Source organism: Wolbachia endosymbiont of Rhagoletis cingulata (assembly GCF_048537655.1).
In the GTDB taxonomy this organism is placed as follows: Bacteria; Pseudomonadota; Alphaproteobacteria; order Rickettsiales; family Anaplasmataceae; genus Wolbachia; species Wolbachia pipientis.
In genome coordinates this window covers 555,219-577,649 of sequence record NZ_CP175927.1, presented here as the reverse complement: position 1 = coordinate 577,649, position 22,431 = coordinate 555,219, and the positions used below count along the sequence as shown (strand labels likewise).

The 22,431-nt window shown below is 36.1% G+C and carries 20 protein-coding genes and 1 riboswitch; of the genes, 7 read left to right on the top strand and 13 right to left on the bottom strand.

Translation table 11 applies throughout. The features are described 5' to 3' along the window. Positions 1 to 46 precede the first annotated feature (46 nt). Positions 47 to 2,641 carry a valine--tRNA ligase gene (locus ACJZL3_RS02675; protein WP_182282612.1) on the bottom strand — a complete coding sequence of 865 codons (2,595 nt, stop codon included), beginning with the start codon at positions 2,639 to 2,641 and terminating at the stop codon, positions 47 to 49. A gap of 249 nt (positions 2,642 to 2,890) precedes the next feature. Here ACJZL3_RS02675 and ACJZL3_RS02670 point away from each other — a divergent pair, with 249 nt between their 5' ends. Beyond that, positions 2,891 to 4,183 (top strand): hypothetical protein, encoded by a 1,293-nt coding sequence (locus ACJZL3_RS02670; protein WP_419198913.1) that lies wholly within the window; start codon positions 2,891 to 2,893, stop codon positions 4,181 to 4,183. Positions 4,184 to 4,233: 50 nt separating this feature from the next. Here the strand turns inward: ACJZL3_RS02670 and ACJZL3_RS02665 are convergent, their stop codons facing one another. Then, entirely contained in the window at positions 4,234 to 4,749 is a 516-nt protein-coding gene (locus tag ACJZL3_RS02665) for a gamma carbonic anhydrase family protein (protein WP_010962614.1), read from the bottom strand. 144 nt (positions 4,750 to 4,893) lie between these two features. Here ACJZL3_RS02665 and secG point away from each other — a divergent pair, with 144 nt between their 5' ends. Genes secG through ACJZL3_RS02650 form a run of 3 tightly spaced genes read left to right on the top strand, consistent with a single transcriptional unit; the run spans position 4,894 to position 7,251 of the window. Beyond that, entirely contained in the window at positions 4,894 to 5,214 is a 321-nt protein-coding gene (gene secG, locus ACJZL3_RS02660) for a preprotein translocase subunit SecG (protein WP_010962615.1), read from the top strand. Next, positions 5,214 to 6,818: a CTP synthase gene (locus tag ACJZL3_RS02655; RefSeq protein WP_015588967.1), complete on the top strand. Its 1,605-nt coding sequence runs from the start codon at positions 5,214 to 5,216 to the stop codon at positions 6,816 to 6,818. The genes secG and ACJZL3_RS02655 overlap by 1 nt, the downstream gene beginning before the upstream one ends. 25 nt (positions 6,819 to 6,843) lie before the next feature. Further along, positions 6,844 to 7,251 carry a nucleoside deaminase gene (locus ACJZL3_RS02650; RefSeq protein WP_010962617.1) on the top strand — a complete coding sequence of 136 codons (408 nt, stop codon included), beginning with the start codon at positions 6,844 to 6,846 and terminating at the stop codon, positions 7,249 to 7,251. A 40-nt stretch (positions 7,252 to 7,291) separates the two neighbouring features. Here the strand turns inward: ACJZL3_RS02650 and ACJZL3_RS02645 are convergent, their stop codons facing one another. Next, the gene (locus ACJZL3_RS02645; RefSeq protein WP_419198962.1) at positions 7,292 to 8,494 is read right to left on the bottom strand and encodes an MFS transporter; all 1,203 of its coding nucleotides are present in this window, start codon (positions 8,492 to 8,494) and stop codon (positions 7,292 to 7,294) included. A gap of 178 nt (positions 8,495 to 8,672) precedes the next feature. Continuing rightward, positions 8,673 to 8,906 carry a hypothetical protein gene (locus ACJZL3_RS02640; protein ID WP_419198912.1) on the bottom strand — a complete coding sequence of 78 codons (234 nt, stop codon included), beginning with the start codon at positions 8,904 to 8,906 and terminating at the stop codon, positions 8,673 to 8,675. An 868-nt stretch (positions 8,907 to 9,774) separates the two neighbouring features. Between ACJZL3_RS02640 and ACJZL3_RS02635 the strand changes: the two genes are divergently transcribed. The 3 genes from ACJZL3_RS02635 to ACJZL3_RS02625 all read left to right on the top strand — a co-directional run bounded on the left by ACJZL3_RS02635 (position 9,775) and on the right by ACJZL3_RS02625 (position 12,263). Then, on the top strand, positions 9,775 to 10,122 hold the full coding sequence (locus tag ACJZL3_RS02635) for an AAA family ATPase (RefSeq protein WP_419198911.1): 348 nt from the start codon (positions 9,775 to 9,777) through the stop codon (positions 10,120 to 10,122). A 4-nt stretch (positions 10,123 to 10,126) separates the two neighbouring features. Next, positions 10,127 to 10,717, top strand: a complete 591-nt coding sequence (locus ACJZL3_RS02630) for an AAA family ATPase (RefSeq protein ID WP_419198961.1) — start codon at positions 10,127 to 10,129, stop codon at positions 10,715 to 10,717. Positions 10,718 to 11,264: 547 nt separating this feature from the next. Further along, the gene (locus ACJZL3_RS02625; protein WP_010082654.1) at positions 11,265 to 12,263 is read left to right on the top strand and encodes a pyruvate dehydrogenase complex E1 component subunit beta; all 999 of its coding nucleotides are present in this window, start codon (positions 11,265 to 11,267) and stop codon (positions 12,261 to 12,263) included. Here ACJZL3_RS02625 and ACJZL3_RS02620 read toward each other — a convergent pair. The 9 genes from ACJZL3_RS02620 to ACJZL3_RS02580 form a co-directional block, all read right to left on the bottom strand. Further along, positions 12,239 to 12,613 carry a TrbC/VirB2 family protein gene (locus ACJZL3_RS02620; protein WP_006279664.1) on the bottom strand — a complete coding sequence of 125 codons (375 nt, stop codon included), beginning with the start codon at positions 12,611 to 12,613 and terminating at the stop codon, positions 12,239 to 12,241. The genes ACJZL3_RS02625 and ACJZL3_RS02620 overlap by 25 nt on opposite strands. Before the next feature lie 854 nt (positions 12,614 to 13,467). Then, complete coding sequence (gene lepA, locus ACJZL3_RS02615) at positions 13,468 to 15,264, bottom strand: translation elongation factor 4 (protein WP_010082651.1); 1,797 nt, start codon at positions 15,262 to 15,264, stop codon at positions 13,468 to 13,470. A 75-nt stretch (positions 15,265 to 15,339) separates the two neighbouring features. Then, on the bottom strand, positions 15,340 to 16,734 hold the full coding sequence (locus tag ACJZL3_RS02610; RefSeq protein ID WP_419198910.1) for a malonyl-CoA decarboxylase: 1,395 nt from the start codon (positions 16,732 to 16,734) through the stop codon (positions 15,340 to 15,342). Positions 16,735 to 18,004: 1,270 nt separating this feature from the next. Continuing rightward, complete coding sequence (locus tag ACJZL3_RS02605; protein WP_010962623.1) at positions 18,005 to 18,697, bottom strand: thiamine diphosphokinase; 693 nt, start codon at positions 18,695 to 18,697, stop codon at positions 18,005 to 18,007. Continuing rightward, complete coding sequence (locus tag ACJZL3_RS02600; protein ID WP_006280002.1) at positions 18,678 to 18,953, bottom strand: SemiSWEET family sugar transporter; 276 nt, start codon at positions 18,951 to 18,953, stop codon at positions 18,678 to 18,680. Before ACJZL3_RS02600 ends, ACJZL3_RS02605 begins: the two co-directional genes overlap by 20 nt. After that, positions 18,942 to 19,044: riboswitch (TPP riboswitch) on the bottom strand. (Overlaps the previous gene by 12 nt.) Before the next feature lie 76 nt (positions 19,045 to 19,120). Then, positions 19,121 to 19,966, bottom strand: coding sequence for an SPFH domain-containing protein (locus tag ACJZL3_RS02595; RefSeq protein ID WP_010962624.1), 846 nt, complete (start codon positions 19,964 to 19,966; stop codon positions 19,121 to 19,123). A 7-nt stretch (positions 19,967 to 19,973) separates the two neighbouring features. Further along, the gene (locus ACJZL3_RS02590) at positions 19,974 to 20,912 is read right to left on the bottom strand and encodes a M23 family metallopeptidase (protein WP_419198960.1); all 939 of its coding nucleotides are present in this window, start codon (positions 20,910 to 20,912) and stop codon (positions 19,974 to 19,976) included. Between the two features lie 3 nt (positions 20,913 to 20,915). Then, the gene (locus ACJZL3_RS02585) at positions 20,916 to 21,656 is read right to left on the bottom strand and encodes a YebC/PmpR family DNA-binding transcriptional regulator (protein ID WP_419198909.1); all 741 of its coding nucleotides are present in this window, start codon (positions 21,654 to 21,656) and stop codon (positions 20,916 to 20,918) included. A 59-nt stretch (positions 21,657 to 21,715) separates the two neighbouring features. After that, on the bottom strand, positions 21,716 to 22,423 hold the full coding sequence (locus ACJZL3_RS02580; protein WP_010962627.1) for an outer membrane protein assembly factor BamD: 708 nt from the start codon (positions 22,421 to 22,423) through the stop codon (positions 21,716 to 21,718). Between the last annotated feature and the right edge of the window lie 8 nt (positions 22,424 to 22,431).

The window sequence follows — 22,431 nt, the reverse complement described above, 5'->3', positions numbered from 1 at the left end:
AATGATTACAATAGCATGGATATTAAAGGAAGTAAAGCTATAAAAATCAATATAAATCTATATTCACTATGTATTTCTCGTCTTCAGTTTCAAGCTCAGACTGCATCCACTCTATCGTTTCCGCATTGCAAACTGCCTGCAAATCATTCTGTGCGGATTGATCCAACTTATCCTCTCGTAGATCTGCTTTTATCATCAACTTTTTTATCAGATGCTTAACTGATACATTATTATCTGCCTTTATCTTTCTGATAATGTTTAATATCTGAATAACATTATCTCCCATTTCCTCTGAATATTTATCGTAGATAAGTTCTTCTTTGCTTGGCCAATTACTTTGATTGTGTACAGAATTATAACTATACAACTGGTGGTATATCTCTTCTGTAATGTATGGCAAGAAAGGTGCAAATAACCGCAAAATAACATTTAACACATACGCCAAGCTTTGTTTTGCACTTAAGGTTGCTTCACTGCTTCCGTACGCACGTTTTTTTACTAACTCCAAGTAACTATCACAAAAATCCTTCCAAAAAAATTCCTCTATTGCGCCCAAAGCTTCGCAGTATTCAAACTGTAATAGGTTATTTGTTGCTCTTTCTATAACTTTGTATAACTTAGACAATATCCACTTATCCATTGTCTCGTGAGCAGAATTTATGCTCATCACTTGATGCTTTTCCATGAACATGGAAACGAACTTGCTAGCGTTCCAAAGTTTTGTAACGAGGCGCTTGCCAATTTTGAATGTATTTTCAGAGTAGACTGTATCAACTCCAAGCCTTGAGTTCGCTGCCCAATAGCGCACTACATCAGCTCCATAAGTTTCAAGTATTACATGAGGAGTGATGATGTTACCCTTTGATTTACTCATCTTTTTCTTATCATCTGCTAAACACCAACCGCTGATCATAATGTTTTTCCAAGGTAAAGAATTTGCATGATAATGTGCCTTTAAAATAGTATAAAAAGCCCAAGTTCTTATTATCTCATGGCTCTGGCTGCGCAGATCTGCAGGAAATATCGTATCATAGCGATGATTTGGTAAGCTAAACTCACTGTTTACTGCCAGTGCACTTAGTTGAGGAGTAATTGAACTTGTGGCCCAAGTATCCATTACATCTTGATCTGGGATAATCTCTTCTTTGCTATACCCTTTTGGTAAATCTTTCGATGGATCTATAGGTAGGGCCTTTATTTCAGCTAGGATGATTTTGCCCTCTTCTCCTTTACGCTTGGAATACCACGCTGGAAATGGCACACCAAAATAGCGCTGCCTTGAGATGCACCAGTCCCAATTTAGCCCTTCTATCCACACTTCCATGCGTTTACGCATATTGCTTGGGTGCCAATTGCATTCTTTTACTTTATCTAATACTTGAGCTTTTTGCTCTAAGGTCTTGATAAACCATTGATAAGTAGGCAATATCTCAAGTGGTGCACCAGATCTTTCTGCACACTTAACAGAATGAGAAATGTTAGTGCTTTCTACCAAAAGTCCTTTTTCAGTTAGGATTTCGATTATCCGCTTTCTTGCTGCTGTAACTTTCAATCCATTTATTTCATTTAGTATATCGTCTGTCATCCGAGTAGCTGACACTGGGATCCATTCTTCTTTCTGATCACACCCACCTTCCTTTGTCATCTGAGTAGCCCTTTCTCCTGTCATCCCAGTAGCCCCTATGGTGTCATCCCAGTGCCCAGACACTGGGATCCATATTTCTTCCTTCTGACCATGTACTGAATGAAGGCTCATCCTCCCATCCTGATCGATGATAATTTTCATCGGTAGATTATGCTTTTGCTGCCAATATATGTCGAGTTCATCACCAAACGTACAGCACATAACAAGCCCAGTGCCTTTATCTATTTTAACCTTATCATCAGCTATTATTGGAACTTTTGTCTCTGTGATCGGCACCACGGCTGTTTTTCCGATCAGATGGGTGTAGCGCGCATCCTCTGGATGACAAAAAACTGCAACACATGCTGGAAGTAACTCAGGTCGCGTAGTTGCAATGTTGATCTGCTCATTTTCTTCAGTAGAGAAAACTATCGTATTTAAGGATGACTCAAAAACTTTATCTTCTATTTCTGCTTGCGCAATTGCTGTTTTATCAACCGGGTCCCAAAGGATGGGCTGCATTTTTCTATATGCATACCCTTTATTATATAGATCAATAAACGACATCTGTGAAAGCGTCACAGTTTCCTTGCTGATCGTGTGATATTCCAAATCCCAGTCATAACTAATGCCGACCGATTTAAATAGTTCCTTGAATTCTTGCTTTGATTTTTCAATAACCTCATGGCACATCTCTATAAATTTTTCCCTGCCAACTTCTTTTGCGCGGGTTTTATAGGTTTGCTCAACCAATCTTTCAGTGGGAAGCCCATTATCATCAAACCCAATTGGGTAAAACACATCTTTTCCCAGCATGCGCTGAAACCTTGCAATAAAGTCCGTGTGGCAATAGCTAAATATATGGCCAATATGCAATTTACCCGATATTGTCGGTGGAGGTGTGTCTATAGTGAAAGTGTTATCCTTTTCACCATTCCACCTGTAAACTTTACTGCCTTCCCACAATATGTTGCATTTGTCTTCAACTTCTTTAAAGCCGTATTTTTCTTTTAACATAAATATTTCTCAATTTTAAACTTTAAGCTAGCAACGTCATACCGCCGCGGTATCTCTAGATCCCGCTAACAAGCAGCGGAATGACGATGGTCGGTAAACCTAAATTACTTTAGCTATAGCACAATTACGGCAATTTTACGCCAAAATTTTTTGTTTACGAACATAAATTTTCTATGCTATGATAAAAATATTACTTGACCTTAGGTTCTAAGGGTATTATGTAATGTTAAATTATAATTGAGGTTCGTTATGCTAAGCTTAAAGAATGGTACAGTACAGGTTGCCGATGATAAAATAGTGCTTGTTATAAAAAAAGATGATTATGAAGAATTTAAAAAGTATAAAAACGTAGATAAGAGTGGTGCTATAATTGATGACAAGTTTTATGTGGGCTGTACGCTAAATGATCAACAACTATATATTACTGGTTCTTATCCTCAAGAAGAACTAGGAGATAATACAATCATGAATGTAAAATCCGTTGGGAAAAAGGGTGGCAAATATTTTAGTCGCCTAGAAGAAATGAAAAATCTGTTAGGCTTTAACGATGGGAAAGAGGAGATTATGGTAAAAGCCCTATCTTTCCATCCCACAGTACAATTGTTAGAAGAGAAAAATGTTAAAACAACAGAATTGGAAGCTGCAGAAGAGCAGTTAAAGGGGAAAAATGAAGAATTAGAAGCTGCAAAGAAGAAAGCTGAGGAGGAATTGAGAATTAAAACACAAGAATTACAAGATCAATTGGACACAGCTCAGCAGGAAAAACAAGACTTAGAAGCTGAAGTGGAAAAACTAAAGGCAATAGATTCTACAGCGTTGCAGCAGCAGTTAGAAGAGAAAAATGCTAAAATAACAGAATTGGAAGCATTAGATGCTGTGGCGTTACAGCAAAAGTTAACAGAGAAAGAGAATGAAATGACAGCATTAAAAGCTCAACCAGATGCTGCTGTTACGAAGTTAGAGGGTGAAAAAACAACACTAACAAATAAAATAAAAGATTTAGAAGCACAGTTAAACAACCAACCAAATGCTGCTCAGTTAAAAGCCAAAGAGGATGAAATAAATAAACTAAATGATGAAGTTGCGCAGTTAAAGGCAGCACCAAATGATACTGCTGCTCAGTTAAAAGCCAAAGAGAATGAAATAATAGCATTAAAAGATCAAGTTCAGCAGTTGCAAGCAGCACCAAATGATACTGCTGCTCAGTTAAAAGCCAAAAAGGATGAAACAAAAGACTTACAAAATCGATTGACTGAAGCTGAGGAGAAAAATAGAAAACTAGAAGATAAAAGCAAAACAACTGAGCAACCAAAACAAGGCAATGGAGCACGGTACACTGCTACTGTTGGTATGGGTCTTGCTGCTGGACTGATAGCATTTACTGCACTTGAACGTACAGTTAAGTTAGAGATGTTAGTAATGATTGGTATAGCAGTAGCATCTGCACTCGTAGCCGGTGGTATTACATATGCAGTATTACCTAGTACTCAAGTAGATGGGGCAAAAGCACAAGAAGTAAATGAGAATGGGAAAAAGAAGTAACAAGGGTTAAGCCGAAATGTACGTGTCAAGTAAAACACTTGACGCGAACTTCAGTTTTTATATTCCTTCATTAGCATAATATAATTTTGTGCTGATTGTGTAATATGTTTAATTTCTTCATTCGACATTTTTTTGAAGAATTTTGCTGGCCTGCCAGCCCATATTTCCCCACTTTTTATCACTTTTCCGTGTGTTACCAGTGAGCCAGCAGCTACCATAGCTTCAGGCTCCACAACTGCATGGTCCATCACGGTAGAGCCCATACCAATAAACGCCTTATCATGCACCGTGCATGCGTGCAACACACAAAAATGTCCCACTGTTACCATGCTGCCAATAATTGTGTCACCACCTGGGTTTCTATCCACATGAATTACCGTTCCATCTTGAATATTTGTTCCATTACCTATTTTTATTGATCCAACGTCCCCTCTGATTACACAATTAAACCAGATGCTTGCATCTCTTCCTATTTCAACCTTACCTATGATATGCGAACCACCTGCGATGAAAGCACTTTCGTCTATTTTTGGTTCATAATCTTTATATTTTAAAATGTGATACATATTAAGCCCAAAGTCTTATGCATATGTTAATCAAAATAAGGTAAGCAGTAAATACATACTTAGATTTCAAGTTATTTGGGTGACAGATGTTCTTGACTTACGTGCTTTGTACTGCTAAGATTTTTATTTTCAGCCCTATCTATAATGTCAGTAGCGGTATTAAGTATATTTCAAATAATATTGGTTGTTGTGTTAGTAATTTTAGTGCTCTTGCAGCCGCCTGGAAGTAGTTCGTTAAGTGGTTTTAGTAATACACAACAGGGGGTCAATTCGATGATTCCAGTGAAATCTTCTGAAAACCCGCTCAGCAGAATAACGGCTATTGTTGCTGGATTGTTTATTATAAACACATTGCTATTGTCAGGATTATATTCAAAAGACGTACATAAAAAATCGATTGCAGAGAAAATTATATTAGAAAAAAAGCAAGAAAGTGAACCTACTTCTGTTCCATTTGAAAATTAATGAAGGAAGCTAAATTTATCTTTGTTACAGGTGGAGTTGTGTCATCGCTTGGTAAAGGCTTAGTTGCTTCAAGCGTTGGTGCGCTTCTTCAAGCTCACGGTTTTAAGATCCGTATCAGAAAACTTGACCCGTATCTCAACATTGATCCTGGGACAATGAACCCAACTCAGCACGGAGAGGTATTTGTGACCGAGGATGGTGCTGAAACTGATTTGGATCTTGGGCATTATGAGCGTTTTACTGGAATTAAAGCAACAAAAGATGACAATATAACAACTGGTAAGATATATCATGAGTTATTGAAGAAAGAGAGGCGTGGTGATTATCTGGGCAAAACTGTGCAAGTCATTCCTCATGTGACAGATTTGATCAAATCGTTCATTTTTAATGGTACGGAAGGTTTAGATTTTGTAATATGTGAAATAGGCGGAACTGTAGGTGACATTGAAAGCCAACCATTTTTGGAGGCTATACGTCAAGTTAACTACACATTAGGAAAACAAAGAGTTATCCTTATTCACTTAACTTTAATACCATATCTTACCGCAGCGCAAGAATTAAAGACAAAACCAACGCAGCATTCAGTTCGAGAGTTAAATTCCGCGGGGTTACAACCAGATATTATATTATGCCGCAGTGAGAAAGAAATTTTCGATAATCAAAGAGAGAAAATAGCTAAGCTTTGCAATGTTTCTTTATCCAATGTGATACCTGCCCCTGATGTGAGTCATATATATGAGTTACCGGTGTTGTATAGCCAATGTGGGCTTGATACGCAAATTTTGGAGCACTTTCATTTAAGTAAGCCAAAACCAAGCTTGACTGAATGGGATCAAATAGTGCATTCCATAAGGCACCCAACACAGGAAGTTACTGTATCTATAGTGGGAAAATACACCGAATTCCCTGATGCATACAAATCACTGGTTGAAGCATTAAATCATGGTGCGATTAGTAATAAAGTCAAAGTAAAGATAAATTGGGTTAACTCAAGAGAGAAGGAAGAAAAACCTATAAATGAAAAACTTATAGGAGAGAAATTACAGAATTCTCATGCAATCCTTGTTCCAGGGGGGTTTGGTGATGACGGAGTAGAGGGTAAAATATTAGCAATAAATTATGCCCGTACAAATAATATCCCATTTTTCGGAATTTGCCTTGGTATGCAGCTTGCAATTATTGAATTTGCTCGTAATGTTGTTAAGCTTGAAGATGCACACTCTGAAGAATTTCGTAACTGTAAACATCCAATCGTTAAGTTAGCTGGCGATCAAGATGACGATCTTGGTGGAACCATGAGACTTGGGGCATACAAATGTAATATAAATGCAAACTCTAAAATGATGGATGCATATAGTAACACTACTATTTCAGAAAGACACAGGCATAGATACATAATCAATTCAGATTATAAAGATGATTTGGAAAAAAATGGGCTGCTATGCAGTGGCATATCAGAAGATGGAACGTGCATAGAGGCAGTGGAGTTAGAGAGTCATCCGTGGTTTATTGGTGTGCAGTTTCATCCAGAATTTCAATCAAAGCCGTTTTCTCCTCATCCTCTTTTCGTGTCGTTCGTTAAAGCAGCAATTGATAAGAAATAAGTGCCTAGTGTTTAAGTATCAATATATGGAGCTTGCCATAGAGCAAGCCAAACTCGCTCAAAAAAATGATGAGGTGCCCATAGGTGCTGTAATAGTGAGTGGAGACAATATCATTTCTTCTGCACACAATATATCCAGCGATCCAACTGCACATGCAGAGATGTTAGCGATCAGACAAGCATTTTCAACTCCCACGCTTTGTGATGCTGATATGTACGTAACATTAGAACCATGTCCGATGTGTGCTCAAGCTATTTCCTTTGCCAGAATTAAACGATTGTACTTTGGAGCTTATAATCCAAAAGGTGGAGGAATTGAAAATGGTGCTAAGATATTTCAATTTTGCAGCCATATACCTGAAGTTTATGGTGGGATATTAGAAATAGAATGCTCTTTTTTGTTAAAGGATTTTTTTGAGAAACTAAGGACCTAATTTAGGTTACGGTATAAATCTAAGAGAAAACTGAGAACTTTCACAAATCAAAATTTTTATCTTGCGGTTTTATTTGCAATATTGCTACCACACTGATCAACAAGCAGAAGACTATATAAAGCCCAGCAGCAAGGTTTGTTTGAGGAAATGTTACAGTCAACCAAATACAAACCATAGGAGTAAATCCTCCATGTAACGCATAAGAGATATTGCGTGATAAGCTCACACCACTAAATCTAACATTGGTAGGAAAGAGTTCAGATGCAACTATTCCTATGGGAACTATACCCCTTTCTATTATAGAGAGAACCATTACGCTCAACGCAATCACAAGATAATTTTTATAGTAATATGCAATAGATAACGCAGGACAACACAGTGCCATTGTAATTGCTATAAATAAGATTGCAGTGCGCTCTTTTCCAACTTTATCAGCCAACATTCCAAACGCTATTGAAGATATCGGCATTAATACACTGGTTATAATCAATACAATTTCGTTGATATATGTTGTTACATAAACATCCACTGATGCTATTTCCTTTGCGAGAGTTCGAAGAAATATGGTAAATCCAACAGCAACATTAGCAGGTACAGATATTAAAATAGCAAGTATAAGAGCTCTCTTGTGGCGTTTTATAAGCTCTATTATTGGCAAATCAGGTAAATTTCTTTGTTTTCGATTTTTTTCATATGCTGGAGTTTCTCCCAATGTGTATATGCTATACGCGCTAATTAATCCTAAAATAGCTGAGAAAATAAATGGCAATCTCCAACCCCAGGTACAAAAATCAGTAGTTTTTTTGCAGATAATCACTATCACCGCAGAAAGCAAGACGCCAATGGAGCGACCAAAACCCATCATTCCAAAATACATCCCTAAGTTCTCTTTCCTACTGGATAAATGCTCTATAAGATAAACAGAACTTCCTTGTTCACCACCAAGTGCAATTCCTTGTGTTATATGGATTGCAAGAAGCAATATAGTAGAAATTATACCTACTTGATTGTGACTTGGAATAAATGCAATGAGACTTGATGGTATCAATATTAGCAAGATAGTAATTATTAATGCTATCCTCCTTCCATACCTGTCACCAACGTGACCAAATATGAATGCACCAAGTGGCCTTACAATTGCACCTAGCCCTACAATTCCAAATAATTGCAGTATGTTACTGTAGACATCTTTTGCAAAACAAAACTCTCTGCTGATTATGTAAATCAAATCAATAAAAAGCATGTAGTCATACCATATTGCGATTCTGCAGAGTATGGTTGATATCAACACCCTTGTTTGCACTAAATTCAATTCGTAAATGTTTGCTTATTCTATTCTGGCTGCTTTTTGGGATTTTACAACCTAAACATATGGAGTTGACTTTTTTATTATGGTGTGTGATAATTGCAATGAATATAGCTTATTTAGCAGCACTTATAGCAGCAGCTATAATGTGTATAAGCATTTTCTTTATATTATTTAAGGGAATTAAAGAACACTTAGATTCAAAAGGATTTCTATCTCTTCTGAAAACAGTAGGTGTAATTTCTATAATACTATCAATTATATCTCTCCCACTTATTATATTAAGCCTTACTACTCCGTCACCTCTGGTAGTAGGTATAGTAGGTGGTATCGTTGGTGCTATTTCCATAATACCATTAATAGTAGCTTACATTTTGCTTGTGGCTATATCGAATATCTTTATTACCAAGTCTTTATAAATTTGAGCTAATGTTACTGTCTTCATTTCTTCTTGGTTGTAATATTGCTGAAAGTTATCTATTTCCATAGGTATAACATATAATCTGATTTTATAAGATATTCTACCGGGATTAAAATATCGTAAATCTTAGGCGTTATAAACAAAATTTACAGGAAAAATAAGATGATACTACTCAAAAAGGCAAACAAGACGGTATTTTTCTGGCATAAGTTAGCGTTCAGCTTTACCTTTCCTTGCAAGACATTTTAGAGCTATTATGTCTTACTTCTTGAAGATACAAGTTAGCGTTTTTAACCCGAATTCTGGATTGGAGATTAAAAAAAACAAGAATATCAATAGCTTATTGTTTTAGCATTTACGATAAAGCAGTAAGCATTTTAAGACTAGTTACTAATTTAGTAAAATTCAAGACTTTCAATAATTTACCTAAAATCTAATCCAGAATTCGGGTTAATAATAAAATCTTGTTTTTTGAAAATGAATTTGGTAAACTTTAAAGATGTATGTGACAATATGGTGATATATTGTTTTTAGTATTTAATAAAGTACGTACTTGATAATTTTTCTGAACGCTCTAATCAAGCTAAAATAGGTAAGCTAGATAAAATTATTCTTAGTTTAAAATTGGTATAAGGTATTAAGATGAAAAAAATTGAAATTTCAGAATTACTAAAAAGAATTTCAATCTGTTTACTATGCGTGGCAACTATTGTCTCTATCGCTTTTTTGTTTGCCTATATGCATACAATGTTGCTTAGTAAAGGGTATGAGTTAGCTGCACATTGTTAGTGAAGCTATGCCTTGTGTGTTACTTGTCGTTCTCCTTTTTATTGTTTGGTTTGTATATGATCAAGTATTCAGCAAACTAAAGGAAGTAGAGCTGCCTATATCGATAGAATTAGCTAATTCAGATGATAAAAGAATAACATTTGCTGATGCTATAATTGATGACTCCTTAAAACAACGGTTGCAGATGATTTGCTGTGACCAAATGACAGAAGAAATGCGCAAGCTGTTTGGAAATAAAAGTATTAATTCACTAAGAGGTTACATATTATATGGCCCTCCTGGAAATGGTAAAACACTTATCGCTCGTGCAATTGCAGGTGAATCAAATATGAATTTCATAAGCATCTCAGGTTGAACTTATTGGAGTATATATTGGTCATGGTGCACATGCTGTACGCGAGCTTTTTAAAATAGCAAAAAAATATTCTCCTTGTATAGTCTTTATAGATGAAATAGATGCAGTTGCACAAAAAAGAAGTACCGCTAATAACTCAGCTTACCATTGTCGAGAGAGTTTAACACAGTTGTTAACTGAAATAGATGGATTTAAGAGCAGAAAAGATATAATAGTAATTGGTGCAACTAACCTTATCGGTGGTATAGATCCAGCACTTATTAGACCTGGACGTTTAGGTCAGAAGGTTTATGTCCCTAATCCAAACATAGAGGTGAGACAAAAGATATTGGCACTTTATATGCGAGGTACAAAAACTGATGAAAAGCTAAGCCTCCAAGACATTGCAGACAAGACTGAAGGCTATTCTGGGGCTGAGTTAGAGCAATTAGTGAATGAAGCAAAAATTAGCGCTGGTGCGCAAAGACGGCTTATAGTGAGTGAGGAAGATTTCAGTTACGCGCTTCACAGGTTAAGTCCAGAACAAGAAAGAGATAGAATAAAGTTAGTTTCAAACGCGAAGACACAGATAGAAGAAACTTCTTTTATACGGTAAACATAAAAATTGAAATTATAGAAGTGTAGCTGAGCCAACCTTCGTTATTCTTATTATTACCCACAAATAAAGACATGGTATTGCATTTACTCAAATAATTTAATTTTATTAACCTGAAAGCTTATTGGATTAAAATTATTAAATTAAGAGTTATAATTTTAGCAACTAAAAGCTGTAAATTGCACCATATAAACAGTTATTTCAAGCAAAAGTTATACTGACCTTAGCCAGAAAAAGTGGTGGAAAAGTTAGGAATGTTTTTTACAAAAAAAGACAGTATCAATAAAAAGGATTTTATTCTATTTGAAATATAAAATTATCATGTATTTTTCTGTTATTCCCAAGTGAATTATTATTAACTTAGCAGTATATATTATTAAAAACACAAGCAATACAATCATTTTTAGCAACCAAAACCAGCAAGCGTGAGAAGATTTTTTTTTGGAATGAGTTGGTCATGATGTTTGTAAAACTTAATTTGTACACTTTACTTACCCCCAGTAATTCTGATATAGTTACTTTAGTTAAAGTCTATAAAAGTTTATAAATGGCAACCTTAAGTGTAAGAGAAGCTTTATGCACAGCAATTAGAGAAGAAATGCAAAACGACTCTGATGTGCTTATCATGGGTGAAGAAGTTGCAGAGTATGATGGTGCTTATAAAGTAACGAAAGGATTACTGAAAGAGTTTGGAGAAAACAGAGTAGTTGATACGCCTATTACCGAACATGGATTTGCTGGCCTTGCTGTTGGAGCGGCATTTGCTGGATTAAAGCCAATAGTCGAGTTTATGACTTTTAATTTTTCTATGCAAGCTATTGACCAAATTGTGAATTCCGCAGCAAAAACAAATTATATGTCAGGCGGACAACTTGGATGCCCTATAGTATTTCGTGGACCAAATGGCGCTGCAGCAAGAGTTGCTGCACAACATTCTCAATGCTTTGCAGCTTGGTATTCGCATATACCGGGGTTAAAAGTAATAGCACCCTATTTTGCCTCAGATTGCAGAGGTCTGCTTAAAGCTGCAATTCGTGACCCTAATCCGGTAATATTTCTAGAAAACGAAATAGCTTATGGACATGAGCATGAAGTTTCTGACTCTGAGCTATCAAACAAAGATTATCTACTTGAGATAGGCAAAGCTGCTGTTATACGGGAAGGAAAGGATGTAACTATCACTGCTTTTTCATTAAAATTAATGGATGCCTTAAATGCAGCAGATTTACTTTCGAGTAAAGGTATAGAAGCTGAAGTTATTGACCTCAGAACCTTAAGACCACTTGACACTCAAACTGTTATTAACTCTATTCAGAAGACTAATAGGTTAGTTAGTGTAGAAGAAGGATGGCCATTTGCAGGAATAGGAGCAGAGCTGTCAGCCGTTGTTATGGAACAAGGATTTGACTACCTTGATGCTCCAGTTGTACGTGTAACTGGCAAGGACATCCCCTTACCTTACGCTGCAAATCTAGAAAAAAAAGCATTACCGCAAGTGGAAGATATAGTTGAAGCCGTGCATCAGGTCTGTTTTAGAAAAAAATAGTTCTTTTTTGTGTCTCCTGTTCCGCATTGGTCCATCAAAGAAGTATTTCCAGTGCCGCCTATACCACCCATTACTTTTATGACGATAGTTTTAGCACCGAAAAATACAGCACAAAATATACCGAGTGCAAAAAGAGCTGGCCATGGCATTCTACCAAATATCGCAAGCAAAGCTGCACCTATTATCACTACGGTCATAAGCGGTCCGCCTATTCCCCAAACGTAGCCAATAATGTTACATATTACTTGAGCAGTTGTATCAGTATTAGTGTCAGCGGCAGCACTCCCAACATGAGAAAAAGAAATAAATAATACTATAAAAAGAATATTAAAAACTTTCCTAGGGTTCATCTCTATACCTTAAATTTAGATATTGCAATTATACCTAAAATACTATAATTTTTAGTAAAACTAGCATAAAGATTGAATAACAAACGGTGCCACAAAAGTAGTTGACACACAACTGCACAAATATTGTAATATAGACATAGTAAACGATATTATTCCAGTGCTTGACGCTGGAATCCAGACTTTAATTGTTATATTTATAAATAAGTCTGGAACGTTCATCTCAAATGCAGTATTTTTGTTGAAATAGCTCAACTGGATCCCAGTGTCAAGCACTGGGATGACAGCAGTCCTACGTCATACCGCCGCGGTATCTCAGCCGCTAACAAGTAGCGGGATGACGGTTGTCGTTTAGCCATAAACATTAAGAAATTTACCAAATGAAAAAAAAGGCAAAAGAAGCCCCGTGGTTGGCTAATTACTTACATTATACTTTCAAGTATGGCGTTTTTTTATTCTAAATGCTTAATAACCGCGATTCAGTTGCTTTTAAACCGCAACTAATCTAAATTAGAAACATTAAGAAATTTACTAAACAGAAAAAAAGGCAAAAGAAACCCTAGGGTAGCTAGTTATTCACTATCCATTTTTTAAGTTGGCGTTTTTTTATGTTTTAAACGCTTTATAAGCGCGTTTCAGCTTATGTAGGTAGAAGTTTGATAAAGACATAAGGTGCACATAGTGCAAAAAATTAAACATGAGACGCCAGATACGTGAGTTTTTTTGTCATTTAATCTGTACAGAGAAGATAAATAAATAGCTTCAGTTTCATGATAAGGGGGCTGGCGGAGTTTGTCAAGTAAGTTTTTTCGTTTCTAACGGTTGTTGCCAAAAACTATACAAGAAGTCTTTTAAGATCAATCACTTATCTTCAAGGCTTGAATAAAAGCATTCTGTGGAATATTTACGTTCCCTATAGAATGTAACCTTTTTTTACCCTTCTTTTGCTTTTCAAGTAGTTTCATTCTTCGCGTTACATCTCCACCATAGAGTTTAGCTGTTACATCTTTTCTGTATGGGTTAATCGTTTCTCTGGCAATAATTTTTCCGCCCACTGCCGCTTGAATCGCGATTTTATATTGCTGACGTGGTATTAAATCCTTCAAGCGTGCACATATTTCACGCCCCCTTTTTTCTGCCCTACTTTTGTGAACGATACAAGCCAGTGCATCTACGGGCTCTCCATTAATTAAAAAGCTTAATTTATCTATTTGGCTTACCAGATAGCTGGAAATTTCCCAATCCAAACTTGCATATCCTTTGGAAATTGATTTTAATCGATCATAAAAGTCAAAAACAACTTCAGACAGTGGTAATTTATATCTTAACAATGCTGTTGTTGTGTTACCAATGTAAGATAAATCCTCCTGTTCTCCCCTCCTTTCTTCACATAGAGATAGAATATCACCTAAGTATTGATCAGGAACCATTATGGTTGCGGTAATCCACGGTTCTTCCACAATTTCAATTTTCGTTGGATCTGGCATATCACTTGGGTTATGAATATTCAAAACTTCACCACTTCGTGTTGTAACCCTATATATAACACTCGGTGCAGTTGCTGTTAGATCTAAATCAAACTCTCTCTCGAGTCTTTCTTGAATAACTTCAAGATGCAACATTCCCAAAAAACCACAACGAAATCCATAGCCTAGTGCATTTGAAGTTTCAGCTTCGAAGGTAAAACTTGCATCATTTAAATGTAACTTCTCTAGAGCTTCCCTTAGATATTTAAAATCATCCGTTTTGTGAGGGAAAATGCTACAAAATACCACAGGATGCACTTCTTTAAATCCAGGAAGTGCTTCACTACAAGGTCTCTTTTCCTCAGTGATAGTGTCTCCTACCTTGCAGTCTGCTACTTCCTTCATTGAAGCAGTTATAAAACCAACTTCACCCGCTGAAAGTTCACCCGTCATCACTTTTTTAGGGGTGAAAATACCGATATTATCTATCTGATATGTAGCATTATTAGACATCATAACAATTCTCATGCCTTTTTTTAGCACTCCATTTTTAACTCGCACTAAAATTACTACTCCTAAGTAAGTGTCATACCAACTATCAACCAAAATTGCTTGCAGTGGAGCATTTACATCACCTTGAGGAGCTGGAAGTTTTGCTACTATTGCTTCCAGTACATCTTTTATTCCAAGTCCAGTTTTTGCTGATATTAAAACTGACTCACTTGCGTCAATGCCAATTACTTCCTCAACCTGGAGTTTTACCTTTTCTGGATCTGCAGCAGGAAGATCAACTTTATTGAGCACAACTATTATTTCATGGTTGTTGTCAATAGCTTTATATACATTTGCAAGGGTTTGTGCTTCAACGCCCTGGCTACTATCTACCACTAAAAGTGAACCTTCACATGCGGCTAAGCTTCGGCTTACCTCGTAAGAAAAGTCAACGTGACCTGGGGTGTCCATGAGATTTAGGCAATATTGATTACCGTCGTTTGCCGTATAATTGAGTTTTACCGTCTGTGCCTTAATTGTAATCCCACGTTCGCGTTCTATATCCATTGAATCGAGTATTTGATTGATCATTTCTCTTGCTTCAAGGCCGTTACATTCCTCTATTAAACGGTCAGCAAGCGTTGACTTACCGTGGTCTATATGCGCTATTATTGCAAAATTTCTTATGTTGTTCATTTATGGCTATTTTACTTAAGTAGAACCATTTTACATTTTAAGTGTTGTGAGGGCAATCCTTTATTAAGAGACTATTTACTCCTTCAACATAGACGACACTTTTTTCGAGCAGGAAATCACTTTATTAACCATATAGTTTTCATGATTATTATCTATTTTAGGCAACTCATACAGATAATTTACCATCATTCCAGCCGACTGACTAATACCTTTTTCAGAAGTATCCGCCATCCAGTTTAATTGTTTTATCGATGCACCATTGCTTAAATGAAAATGCGCCACCGGATCATAAGCATTCCCATTACTATTATTCACTTTTAGTAAATAATATGCACATAGTTTAAGCATGCATTGTTTAGTTTCATTTATACATTCAACGTTAATTTTTAATTGCTCTGCACTTTCTAAAATTTCTGCACTAGATTGTTTTATATTTAGTTTGCCCAATAAAGTGACATCTTGGTTTAGATTGTTTTTTAGCCATTTCGTAAAGCCAGGTATTGGAGAAAGAGTTGCATATGTTTTTATACTTTTAAACTCCTGTGATAGCTTTTCTACAACCCTTTTGATCAAAAAATTACCAAGGCTGATTCCAGATAACCCTGCTTGAGTGTTTGATATTGAATAGAATATAGCAGTGCTTGCATTACTCGGATCATTTGAAGGTACTGACTCATCTAAAAGGTGTTGAATACTATCTGCAATCTTATCCACCAATGCAACCTCTACAAAAATTAGAGGTTCGTTTGGTATCTTGTAATGAAAAAAAGCAAAACAGAGACCCAGCCTGTTTTTTAAGTCATCCCAAGAGGAAATTTTATGCACAGCTTCATATTTTATAAGTTTTTCTAGCAATGATGCAGGTGAATCCCAGGTGATTTGACGAAGATCAAGTAGATCAACATCAACCCAAGTATAGAGTATATTTTTTAATTCGCTTTCTAGTGGATTCAAGCTTCTATATTGGTTCTTTAGCTTAAGCACGTTAGAACGCATATCAACAATAAACTTAAGGCCTTCTGGTAAAGAAATAAATTGCTTCAATATTTTAGAACGCGGTGATTCAAGAATTTTTATTAAATCCTGTTCAAATTTATAGTTTAACTCGGGATCTTGGTTTTTCTTATACTCTCTAATTTTCTCATCTATTTCCGCTTTATTCGGATTAAATTTTTCTGCCAGGGTTTGTAGAAATTTTATTTTACCTTTCTCTGATAAGCTTAAGTACAAGTTACCAAGAGATACAGCGTTTTTACGTGCTGAAACCTCCCCTCCCTTTGGATTTAAGCACTCGTTCATCTTCAAGACTAAACTATCGATATCGCGACTGTTGCTTAAATCAGGACTGATGTTACCAATCCACGATCTTACAGCATCTGCCACTCCACCTAGTATTTTAAAAAAGCTTCTTACCGCCTTTTTGTCTTCAACTTTCACTATATCAGTTTTTACCAATGATTCTTTTGTCATAGATTCCCTTTATTATACATAGCTAATGCAAGTCAGGGTCATACCGCTGCGATATCTCTAGATCCCGCTAACAAGTAGCGGGATGACGAATTTGTCGTTTGTCAAATCGTCGGTAAACCCAAGTTATTTTAGCTACATATAGCTTAAGTTAAAGGAAAATTTTAGCTACATAGCAGGCACTATTACTAGATTATTAATAATTCAGTAATACAATAGACTTCTTGCACTACCTCCCAAGCCACAACTGTCATTCAGTAGAAACGAAAAAACTTGCTTGACAAACTCCGCCAGCTCCCCTATCATGAAACTGAAGCTATTGTATTTGCTTTCGCCAATCTGCAGATTAAAAGGTAAGGATTACTTAATGTATCGGCGTCTTATGTTCAATTTTTTGCAGTATATAGATACTGTATGTCTTTACAAAACTCCATCTACATCTAGATTTTTATCTAAATAAGCTGAACGCGCTTATAAAGCGTTACAAGACATCAAAAAATGCCAATACTCGACAGAGATAGTAAAAGACTAGCTAACTCGGGGATTCTTTGTCTTTTTTTCTGCTTAGTAAATTTCTTAAACGTTTGCAGCGTAAGTTAGTTGCAATTAAAAGCGGCTGAATCTCGCTTGTCAAGCGTTTAAAACATAAAAAACGCCAATATTTTAAAGCGGATAATAACCTCAGGGCTTCTTTTGCCTTTTTTTTCGTTTGGTAAATTTCTTAATGTTTATAGCTAAACGACAATCGTCATCCCGCTACGTGTTAGCGGGATCTATGTTAAGGTATAGTAGGGGATCTATGTTAAGAGATACCGCGAATGAATCGCGGTATGACGGTGTAATGATGGTTAAGTAATTCGTCATCCCGCTGCTTGTTAGCGGGATCTCTTGTTAGCGCCGCGGCAGAATGACGGTTCGTAGCGGTATGACGGTTAAGCAATTTGTCATCCCACTACGTGTTAGCGGGATCTCTTGTTAGCGCCGCGGCGGTATGACGGTTCGTGGCGGTATGACGGTTAAGCAATTTGTCATCCCACTACGTGTTAGCAGCTAAGAGATACCGCGAATGAATCGCGGTATGACGGTGTAGATGATGGTTAAGCAATTCGTCATCCCGCTGCTTGTTAGCGGCTAAGAGATACCGCGGCGGTATGACGTAGGACTGCTGTCATTCAAGTAGCTGAAACTGGAATGACACGTCATAAAGGAACCAGTGTCAGCTACTTGGATGATACCTTTTTTCTACTTAGTTTGGGTTATGCAAGAAGTCTATTTACTTCTTAACTTGACGCACATGATGTCTTGCAGCATCATCTACTGTCTCTAAATAAATCATTGCTAGACATATACCACTGTGTACTTCTACGGATACCTTATTGCCTAAACTTCGATTAAAGCAAGAATTTTTTCCCGGAAAAGCAAGATTACTAAGGTGCAGTTCCCATTTTAATCCTTTAGTTGATATTTGAGCTCTCGGTATACCAAGTAAAGATATTTTAGTATTTTTTGGCAAAGAAAAAAAATGGGTAATACCTTTTTGTAAAGTGTAACCTACCATGGGAGGTGAAGGTGTGTAAAAGATACTGCCCGTACTTAGAAAAATGTTAATATTCTGTAGTATGTGATCAATTGCTCCTCCAGTAATACCCGTTACTATTGATGGCAATAACTTTACTGTTTTTAAGTGAGCCATTGCTTTAGAAAAGTCGCAATAATCTTGATCAGGTAGATATATCGTATTCAAATTAGCACGTAAATCCAGATTTACGCTATCCAAATCTCCTACTACAAGATCAGGTTTTACGCCAATTGATAGAAGCTTGTTTGCTCCTCCATCTACAGCAATAATAGGTATATCTCGTTTAAAAAACGATGAGCTCGGTATTTTTCCATTTAGCACTACAATAGAACGATATTGTTGTTGTGTACTGCAGTGCAGCACATGATCATGGTGCAGGTTTTGCATCGTAGTAACATTTTTGAATAATTGATATTATGCTAATCACTAATCCAGCAATATTGCTAAGCACCACAAAAATTGAGCTCTGGTAAAGACCATAGCCAATCCAAGACAATGAACAAATAAGATAGTTTACTAACATTAACATCGATACATCACGAGTAACTTTAGTGATATATGCTTTATATACTTGAGGTGATAATCCAATTAGAGATGCAATTAACGCAATGAAGCCGAAGCATTCTTCAATATTTATATACATACATTTTCCTACGCTTGCTTTAACAATATCAGGTTCAAAGGGTTGTACTTTATGTACTCTCAGCTTTTCTAGAGCACCCCTAATGCGTGTAATTTATAACATCATTTAGTCTATTAATCAAGAAATTAATAGTGACTTGCATTTATGAAACCCAATCGGCTTCTATGCTAATTATTATCTAAACTAATCGTCGGTTGTGCATCTTGCTCAGAGATTAGGGCAACCAACAAATTATTTATCAATTGAACCTTTTGCTTGCCATCTAATTGTAAGCTTTTGTTTTTTTCAAAATGAGCTATTACTTCCTCGACAATTCCTATTGCATTTTGCACTATATGCCTTCTTGCCGAAGTGATAGCATGTGCTTGTTGACGCCTTAACATTGCTTGTGCAATCTCGGACGAATACGCCAAATGCGATATTCTTGCTTCTGTAATCTCAATTCCTGCAATATCTAATCTTTGTTGTAACATTGACCGCAATTCATCTGAAATTTTATCAGAATTTTTACGTAAAGATTCCTCATTGCTCTCGCTGTCATACGGATAATTGCTCGCCAATTCTCTAATTACCGAGTCACTTTGTACAAAAACAAATTCGTGATAGTTGTTAACATTATAATACGCCTTTGCAGGACTGCTCACTCTCCAAACAATTACTGCAGAAATCTCTATTGGACTTCCATTTGCATCATTAACTTTTATTTTTTCTGTGTTAATATTCTGAAATTTTAGGGAAACTATATATTTGCTTGAAAAGGGAAGCGTTACACATATTCCAGACTTAAAATAAGTTCCAATATAATGACCAAAAAATTCTATCACTCTTGCTTCATTAGGGTCATTAATAAAAAATCCTTGAAGAAAAGTCAAAATTGAAACGGCAGCAACTCCAAGTGCAATTGTGCTGTCATATGCCAAAAAAAGCAGCGATAAAATTAATCCTAGCGCTATTAGTACAGGAAAAGCCCGAATTTGACTCAAATTTCTATCGTTTATCGTATTCTTATCCATATTGTCTTTAAACTTCTTTTTCACTTGAACTCTCTCTGTTGATCGTTTTATTTATCTTATTTACAAATAGTTTAAACTCTCTTAATTCATGATCAGGCAATTTTACTTCAGTTTTATGTGCTATCGTAAGCGGATCGATGTGTTTGCCGTTATATATAACTTCGTAATGTAAATGAGGGCCTGTTGCAACACCAGTGCTACCAACATAGGCGATGACCTGCCCCTGCTTTACTTTAGAGCCTAACTTTATATCGCCACTAAATCTACTTATATGCGCGTAACAGGTTGAATATTCATTTTTGTGTTTTATTTTGATGTAATTTCCATAGCCACCATTCTTTCCTATATATTCTATCACACCCTCTGCAGCAGCGTATATGGGAGTGCCAAGTTTAGCTGCATAATCCACTCCTTTGTGAAAAGCAATTTTACCGCGAACAGGATGCTTTCTATTGCCAAATTTTGAGGATATGCGATAATCTCCATTTAAAGGATTTTCAAAAATTTCGCCATTTTTTAAGCTTATTCCTTCTTTATTAAAATACCTTTCTTTGCCGTCTTGCGATTTATAATGATATAAACTAATAGCTTTCTTGTTTATTATCAGTGAAGCATATAAAATTTTTTCTTCAGTCTTCTGATTATTAGGCAATCTCTCAAAAAGAACCTCCAATTTACTCTTCGGCACAATGTCTTTTTTAAAATCAACACCGAAATCTTTATATATGTTGATCAATTTCACCACTGTATTTGGCGCCAACCCTTCCGTGGCAAAAAAGGAAGATTTTATGGTACTGGATATGAATAACAACTTTCTATCACTTTCTGTCGTCAAAGTAGCTTTTTTTTTTCTGATTCCATGCTGGAATGGCTGTGCAAGATCTGTTGATGTTTCAGCGGTATATAACGGTAAGATAAAGAGCAGCATAAATACAATCAGCTTCATCATTTAAACAGCATCAACAAAAGTAAAATTACCTTCCACATACTGTACATCATCATTATCTTCTAATTCTTCAACCAATGCAGATAATTTATCAATCAACTCTTTATCGCTAATTTCAATCAGATCTTTTGGCTGCCATGAAAGACGAGCAAGTTCTGGTTCTCCGAATTTTGCATAAAAGGCATCGCGTACTTTACCAAAATCTTTTATTTCACAAGTTATAACGTGTAATCCTTCTTTGTCATTTTCCTCAACATTCAATACTTCTAATTCGATTCCATGACTGAATAAATCATCAAAATTCACACCCTCTGCTTTATAGACGATTAAGCCTACATGATCGAAAAGGTAACTAACACTTCCTGTTTCTCCCAAGTTTTCACCCTTGCGAGAAAATATATAACGTACCTCAGAAGCAGTTCGGTTGCGATTATTAGTCAAAACATGGACAATGAGTGCAGTGCCAGAAGGCCCATGACCTTCATATTGGATTTCCTCGTAATTTTCTCCAGCAACGTTACCAGTTGCATTTTTTATTGCTGTTTCTATTTTATCTTTTGGTAGATTTTCCTTGCGTGCAGCAAATATAGCAGAGCGAAGGCGCGGGTTGAGTTCGGGATCGGGCAGCCCTTGCTTTGCAGCAACTGTTATTTCTCTGATCAGCTTCGTAAATTTTTGAGAGCGCTTTGCATCCTGAGCGCCTTTCCGATGTTTTATATTTGAAAATTGTGAATGACCAGCCATATTCAAATAGTTAAAAACCTAATTATATATCAAAGCATAGAAAAAGCTAAAGCAAATTTTCAAGCCTCTGGCTTGGCATCTTGCAGGTTTTCTGCTAATAACATACTTTCATACTGCTCAGCTTCTAAGTCAAGGCCAAGAGCTGAATGGGCTGCTATTAAATGGTTAATAGACTTAGAAAAATATTTAGAATCCTTATAGCTTGCCATATTCTGGAAACGCTTAATTGCTGCTAAATATTCACCACGCCTCAGGTAAAATTTACCGATAGAATACTCTTTTGTTGATATATGTTCTGTGATTAATTTTGCTCTTTCCTTTATCTCGTCTACATATTCGCTGCCTGGAAAGAGATTAATGTACTCAGTGGCTAGCTCTAAAGTTTTATATGCAGTTTGCTGTCCAAGTTGCACTTTATTAATTTGCATGTAATAAGATAATACTCTTAAGTAGTATACATATGGTAAATCTTCACCATTTGAATAAACATATATATAATCAGCCATATCACTTGCAGCACTGCTATAGTTACCCATATTATAGTGAGAGACCCCAGATAATAATTTTGCTTTCATTGCCCAATAAGAAAAAGGATACAAATCCTCTATCTTATGAAATGCCCTAATAGCTTGTTTATATTTTTTCTGGTCAAAAAGTTCAACTGCTTCTTCATATAGTTCAGTTTCAGTTTTTTCAAGATCATCCGCATACGATTGTGTAAAGGAGCAAATTAGGAAAATAAAGCACGTGATTAAAGTCTTATACATAAGATTTT